Raw genomic sequence first — 5,601 nt, forward strand, 5'->3', positions numbered from 1 at the left:
TGATCATCGTGGCCGTGATCATCGGCATGATCGTCATGCGCAGCGGACGCATGGGCGTCGGCGCCATGCGCGTCGTCATGATGCTCGACGGTGTCACCGCTTGGATTGCGCGCATGCGCGCCGAATATCGAGATCAGCCCCGCAAGTATCGCGCCGATCAGCGGCAGAAAGACGATTGCCTGAATCATTTGGCGCGTTAACCCTTCATCAGATTGACGTCTTCAACCGCGATCGAGCCGCGGTTGCGGAAATACACCACCAGCACCGCAAGACCGATCGCCGCTTCCGCCGCCGCGACCGTGAGCACCAAGAGCGCGAACACCTGGCCGACGATATCGCCGAGGAAGGTCGAGAACGCCACCAGGTTGATGTTGACGGCCAGCAGGATCAGCTCGATCGACATCAGGATCACGATGATGTTCTTGCGATTGAGGAAGATGCCGAGGATCCCGAGCGTGAACAGGATGGCGCCGACCGCGAGATAATGCCCAAGACCGATCGTCATTGCACCCACTCCGCCGCGTCCGCGTCCTGCAGGCCCTGCCCGGACGCCACCTTGCGTACGCTCATGGCCAGTTCAGGCGTCCGCGCGTTCTGCACATTGATGTCCTGCCGCTTGACGCTGACCTTGTGACGCAGCGTCAGCACGATGGCGCCGATCATCGCCACCAGCAGCACCATGCCGGCGATCTGGAAGTAATGGATGTATTTGGTGTAGAGCACGAGCCCGAGCGCTTCGGTATTGCTTACATTAGTCGGGATCGCCGCGGTGATGGTTTTAGCGACGTTGGGGTTGATGACCCAGCCACCCCCGACCAGCAGCAATTCAGCCAGGAATACCGCGCCGATCACCAGACCGATCGGCAGATATTCCAGAAAACCCTCGCGCAGTTCGGTGAAATCGACATCGAGCATCATGATCACGAACAGAAACAGCACCGCGACCGCGCCGACATAGACCACGACCAGGATCATCGCCAGAAACTCGGCGCCCATCAGCACGAACAGGCCCGAGGCATTGACGAATGCCAGGATCAGAAACAGCACGGAGTGCACGGGATTGCGCGACACAATCACCATCACCGCCGAGGCCACGCAGATGCCGGCGAACAAATAGAAGAACAGCGCGGGAAGGATCATGCCCTCACCTCACCGGTACGGCGCGTCGAGTTCGATGGACTTCGCAAGCTCACGCTCCCAGCGGTCGCCGTTGGCGAGAAGTTTCGCCTTGTCATAATAGAGTTCCTCGCGGGTCTCGGTCGCGAATTCGAAGTTCGGTCCCTCGACGATGGCATCGACCGGACAGGCCTCCTGGCACAATCCGCAATAGATGCATTTCACCATGTCGATGTCGTAGCGCACGGTGCGGCGGGTACCGTCGTTGCGGCGTGGGCCGGCCTCGATGGTGATCGCCTGCGCCGGACAGATCGCCTCGCACAGCTTGCAGGCGATGCAGCGTTCCTCGCCGTTGGGATATCGGCGCAGCGCGTGCTCGCCGCGGAACCGCGGCGAAATCGGCCCCTTTTCGAACGGATAATTCAGCGTCGGCTTCGGCTTGAAGAAATAGCGCATGGCCAGAAAGAACGCCGATACGAATTCGGTGAGCAGCAGCGAGCGGGCTGTGGCGTTGATATTGACACTCATAGCGACCTCATTTCGGCGCGATCCCAGCGAACTGCAGCACACCGGCGACGATCACCACCATCGCCAGCGACAACGGCAGGAACACCTTCCAGCCCAGCCGCATCAACTGGTCGTAGCGGTAGCGCGGCACGATCGCCTTCGCCATCGCAAACAGGAAGAACATGAAAAATACCTTGAGCACGAACCAGATCACGCCGGGTATCCAGGTGAACGGCGGCAGTGCGATCGGCGGCAGCCAGCCGCCCATGAACAGGATCGCAGCCATCGCGCACATCGTGGTGATCGCGACATATTCGCCGAGCATGAACAGCAAATACGGCGTCGAGCCGTATTCGACCATGAATCCCGCCACCAGTTCGGATTCGGCTTCCACCAGATCGAATGGCGGACGGTTGGTTTCGGCCAGCGCCGAGACATAGAAGATCACGAACATCGGAAACAGCGGCAGCCAGTACCAGTTCAGGAACGTCAGCCAGGGCAGTCCGATCAGGCTGCCGAGGCCGCGGGTGTTCTGCGCCTCGACCACGGCCGACAAATTGAGCGAGCCCGCGCATAGCAACACCGTGATGATGACGAACCCGATCGAGACTTCGTAGCTCACCATCTGCGCCGCCGAGCGAAGTGCTGCGAGGAACGGATATTTCGAGTTCGACGACCACCCGGCCATGATGATGCCGTAGATCGACAGCGACGAGATCGCGAAAATAAAGAGCACGCCGACATTGATGTCGGCGATCACCCAGCCGAGACTCATCGGGATCACGGCCCACGCCGCCAGCGCCAGCACGCAGCTCACCAGCGGCGCCAGCAGGAACACGCCCTTGTTGGCGCCGGCCGGAATGATCGGCTCCTTCAGCACGAATTTCAGCAGATCGGCAAAGGATTGGAACAGGCCGAACGGCCCGACGACGTTGGGACCGCGCCGGATCTGCACCGCCGCCCAGATCTTGCGGTCGGCCAACAGGATGTAGGCGATCGCGATCAACAGCACCACGAGCAGCAGCAGGCTTTCGGCGACCATCACGATCAGCGGCCACAATGTACTGGTCCAGAATTCGGCCATCGCTTTACTCCGCCGCCGTCAGCATTTGCCCCGACGCCAGGCGGGAGCATTCCGCCATGACAGCCGAAGCGCGCGCGATCGGGTTGGCCAAATAGAAATCTTCAACGGATGTCTTGAACGGCGCCTTCTCGACAGTGCCGCCCTTGGCCGAGAGCGTCTTGAGATCGGCCGCGTTGCCGGCCTCGATCTGGTCGACGCGCATCAGATGCGGCGTGGCCTTGAAGATCGCCTGCCGCAGGGCACTTAGCGAATCGTAGGGCAGCTTTTTGCCCAGAACGTCCGACAGCGCACGAATGATCGCCCAGTCCTCGCGTGCCTCTCCCGGGGGAAATGCCGCACGGTTGGCCATCTGCACCCGGCCTTCGGTGTTGACGAAGATGCCGGACTTTTCGGTATAGGCCGCGCCCGGCAGGATGACATCGGCACGGTGCGCGCCGCGGTCGCCATGGGTGCCGATATAGACCACAAAGGTGCCGTCGGGCACCTTGACCTCATCAGCGCCAAGCAGGAACAGAACGTCGATGGTGCCGAATGTCGTCATCTCGGCTGCGCTCAGGCCGCCAGCGCCCGCAGCAAAGCCGATATCGAGCGCGCCCACGCGCGACGCCGTATCCTGCAACACGGCGAAGCCGTTCCAGCCGTCCTTGACCGCGCCGAAATCCAGCGCCAGCTTCGCCGCGGCCGCGAGCACCGCCGCTCCGTCGTGCCGCGCTGCTACGCCGGCGCCGACCAGCACAATCGGATGTTTCGCGTTTTTCAGCACGTCCGCGAAGGAATGCTTGCCGGCGGCGAGATCGCTGAGCGAATCCGTACCCGCGCCCAGATAGTCATAACCGTAAGTGAGATCGGCCTTGGCGCCGATCACACCGATCTTGAGCTGGCCGCTGCGCCAGCGCTTGCGGATCCGCGCGTTGAGAACGGCGGCCTCCTTGCGCGGGTTCGAACCCACGATCAACAGCGCGTCGGCCTGATCGATGCCGGCGATGGTGGGATTGAAGATGTAGGAGGCGCGGCCGGCCTTGGGAGTGAAAGCATCGCCGCCCTGGACCGCGAGATTGGCCGAGCCGCATTTCGCCAACAAGTCCTTGAGCGCGAACATCTCCTCCACCGCGGCGAGATCGCCGGCGATGGCCCCGATCCGCTTGCCGTCGATGCGGCCGGCCTTGGCTGCGATCGCCGCGAAAGCCTCGGACCACGATGCCGCGCGAAGCTGGCCGTTCTCCCTGATGTAGGGACGGTCGAGCCGCTGCGTGCGCAGGCCATCAATGATGTGGCGGGTCTTGTCGGAAATCCACTCCTCGTTCACCGCCTCGTTGACGCGCGGCAGAATCCGCATCACCTCGCGGCCACGGGTATCGACCCGGATCGCCGAGCCGACGCCGTCCATCACGTCGATCGACTGGGTCTTGCCGAGCTCCCAGGGCCGTGCCGCGAACGCGTAGGGCTTCGAGGTCAGCGCTCCCACCGGACAGATATCAACGAGATTACCCTGCAGTTCCGAGGTCAGCGCGGACTCGAGGTAGGTGGTGATCTCCATATCCTCGCCGCGGCCGGTCGCGCCCATCTCGGGAACGCCGCAGACTTCGGCGGCAAAGCGGACGCAGCGCGTGCACTGGATGCAGCGGTTCATCGAGGTCTTGACCAGCGCGCCGATATATTTGTCCTCGACCGCGCGCTTGTTCTCGGCGAAGCGGCTGGTGTCGACGCCGTAACCCATTGCCTGATCCTGCAGGTCGCACTCCCCGCCCTGATCGCAGATCGGGCAATCCAGCGGATGGTTGATCAGCAGGAATTCCATCACGCCTTCGCGTGCCTTCTTCACCATCGGCGAGCGGGTCGAGATCTCCGGCGGTTCACCCTTGGGACCGGGACGGCAATCGCGAACGCCCCAGGCGCAGCTTGCGACCGGTTTCGGGCCGCCCTTCACCTCAACCAGGCACATCCGGCAATTGCCGGCGATCGACAGGCGCTCGTGGTAGCAAAAGCGCGGAATTTCAGCCCCCGCCGCCTCGCACGCCTGCAGCAGCGTGAATTCTGCGGGAACATCGATCTCTTTGCCATCGACGATGAGTTTGGTCATTGCTGTCTCAGGTCTTTCCGAGCTTGCAGTCGGGTGGTGTGACGCTCGCGGTCTTCATGGACGCTTTTACCCATTGCTGGGTGTCGGTGCTGTAGGTCGCGAGATAAGCGGGCTCAGCGACGTTCTTCTCGCACAGGAACGGCAGATGCGGCTTCAGGTCGTAGTCGCACGACGCCTGCCATTCGGGCCGGTTGGCGAATGCGGCGGTCGCCTCCTCGCAGGCATAGAGGAAATACGAGACAAAACTCTCATATTGAACCTGCGCATCGCGGCCACCGGCCTTGATCATATCGTAATCCGGCGACGAAAATTTCGGGTTCCTGAACGCCAGATCCGTATAGCCCAGGAACGCCTGCCGGGCGCTGACGGCGCGATTGCTGGAGCGGATTTCGTTGATCTGGAACAGGATCGCAACAAAGCCGAGCAGCGCCACGCAGGCCTGCGCCATCTGCGCCAGCGTCCCGTATTTCTGCCACCAGAAAATGCTCGGTTGCGACATCGATCTCACTCCGCCGCGACCATATGCGCAGGGTCCAGAATGCCGGCGTCGTCGACATCGGCCTTGCGCGAATAGGCGTCGATCCGCGCCTCGATCTCGTGACGGAAATGCGCGATCAGGCCCTGGATCGGCCACGCCGCGGCATCGCCGAGCGCGCAGATGGTGTGACCCTCGACCTGCTTTGTCACTTCCAGCAGCATGTCGATCTCGCGCTTGTGGGCGCGGCCCTCCGCCATCCGGGTCAGCACCCGCCACATCCAACCGGTGCCCTCGCGGCACGGCGTGCACTGGCCGCAGCTCTCATGCTTGTAGAAA

The 5,601-nt window shown here is 62.5% G+C and carries 8 protein-coding genes; all 8 read right to left on the reverse strand.

Going from position 1 to position 5,601, the window contains the following annotated elements; all coding sequences use genetic code 11:
• Positions 1–188: hypothetical protein (locus ABR948_RS27860; RefSeq protein WP_428124248.1), on the reverse strand; the 188-nt coding region annotated here is incomplete at its 3' end.
• A gap of 8 nt (positions 189–196) precedes the next feature.
• Entirely contained in the window at positions 197–505 is a 309-nt protein-coding gene (gene nuoK, locus ABR948_RS27865) for an NADH-quinone oxidoreductase subunit NuoK (RefSeq protein ID WP_171581897.1), read from the reverse strand.
• Positions 502–1,140, reverse strand: a complete 639-nt coding sequence (locus ABR948_RS27870; RefSeq protein WP_428124251.1) for an NADH-quinone oxidoreductase subunit J — start codon at positions 1,138–1,140, stop codon at positions 502–504. Before ABR948_RS27870 ends, nuoK begins: the two co-directional genes overlap by 4 nt.
• A 9-nt stretch (positions 1,141–1,149) precedes the next feature.
• Positions 1,150–1,644, reverse strand: coding sequence for an NADH-quinone oxidoreductase subunit NuoI (gene nuoI / locus ABR948_RS27875; RefSeq protein ID WP_074832611.1), 495 nt, complete (start codon positions 1,642–1,644; stop codon positions 1,150–1,152).
• A 7-nt stretch (positions 1,645–1,651) separates the two neighbouring features.
• Positions 1,652–2,707, reverse strand: a complete 1,056-nt coding sequence (gene nuoH / locus ABR948_RS27880; RefSeq protein ID WP_428124253.1) for an NADH-quinone oxidoreductase subunit NuoH — start codon at positions 2,705–2,707, stop codon at positions 1,652–1,654.
• Between the two features lie 4 nt (positions 2,708–2,711).
• Complete coding sequence (gene nuoG / locus ABR948_RS27885; protein WP_428124255.1) at positions 2,712–4,787, reverse strand: NADH-quinone oxidoreductase subunit NuoG; 2,076 nt, start codon at positions 4,785–4,787, stop codon at positions 2,712–2,714.
• A 7-nt stretch (positions 4,788–4,794) separates the two neighbouring features.
• Positions 4,795–5,286: a hypothetical protein gene (locus ABR948_RS27890; RefSeq protein WP_428124257.1), complete on the reverse strand. Its 492-nt coding sequence runs from the start codon at positions 5,284–5,286 to the stop codon at positions 4,795–4,797.
• Between the two features lie 5 nt (positions 5,287–5,291).
• A partial coding sequence (locus ABR948_RS27895; protein WP_428124259.1) for an NADH-ubiquinone oxidoreductase-F iron-sulfur binding region domain-containing protein occupies positions 5,292–5,601 on the reverse strand: 310 nt, incomplete at its 5' end.

It is taken from the genome of Bradyrhizobium sp. (assembly GCF_050014615.1).
Taxonomy (GTDB): Bacteria; Pseudomonadota; Alphaproteobacteria; order Rhizobiales; family Xanthobacteraceae; genus Bradyrhizobium.

Excerpts from the sequence above, each read along its gene's own strand:
- ABR948_RS27870 (WP_428124251.1), bottom strand. The coding sequence starts at position 1,140 with ATGATCCTTCCCGCGCTGTTCTTCTATTTGTTCGCCGGCATCTGCGTG.
- nuoI (WP_074832611.1), bottom strand. The coding sequence starts at position 1,644 with ATGAGTGTCAATATCAACGCCACAGCCCGCTCGCTGCTGCTCACCGAA.
- nuoG (WP_428124255.1), bottom strand. The coding sequence starts at position 4,787 with ATGACCAAACTCATCGTCGATGGCAAAGAGATCGATGTTCCCGCAGAA.
- ABR948_RS27890 (WP_428124257.1), bottom strand. The coding sequence starts at position 5,286 with ATGTCGCAACCGAGCATTTTCTGGTGGCAGAAATACGGGACGCTGGCG.
- nuoH (WP_428124253.1), bottom strand. The coding sequence starts at position 2,707 with ATGGCCGAATTCTGGACCAGTACATTGTGGCCGCTGATCGTGATGGTC.
- nuoK (WP_171581897.1), bottom strand. The coding sequence starts at position 505 with ATGACGATCGGTCTTGGGCATTATCTCGCGGTCGGCGCCATCCTGTTC.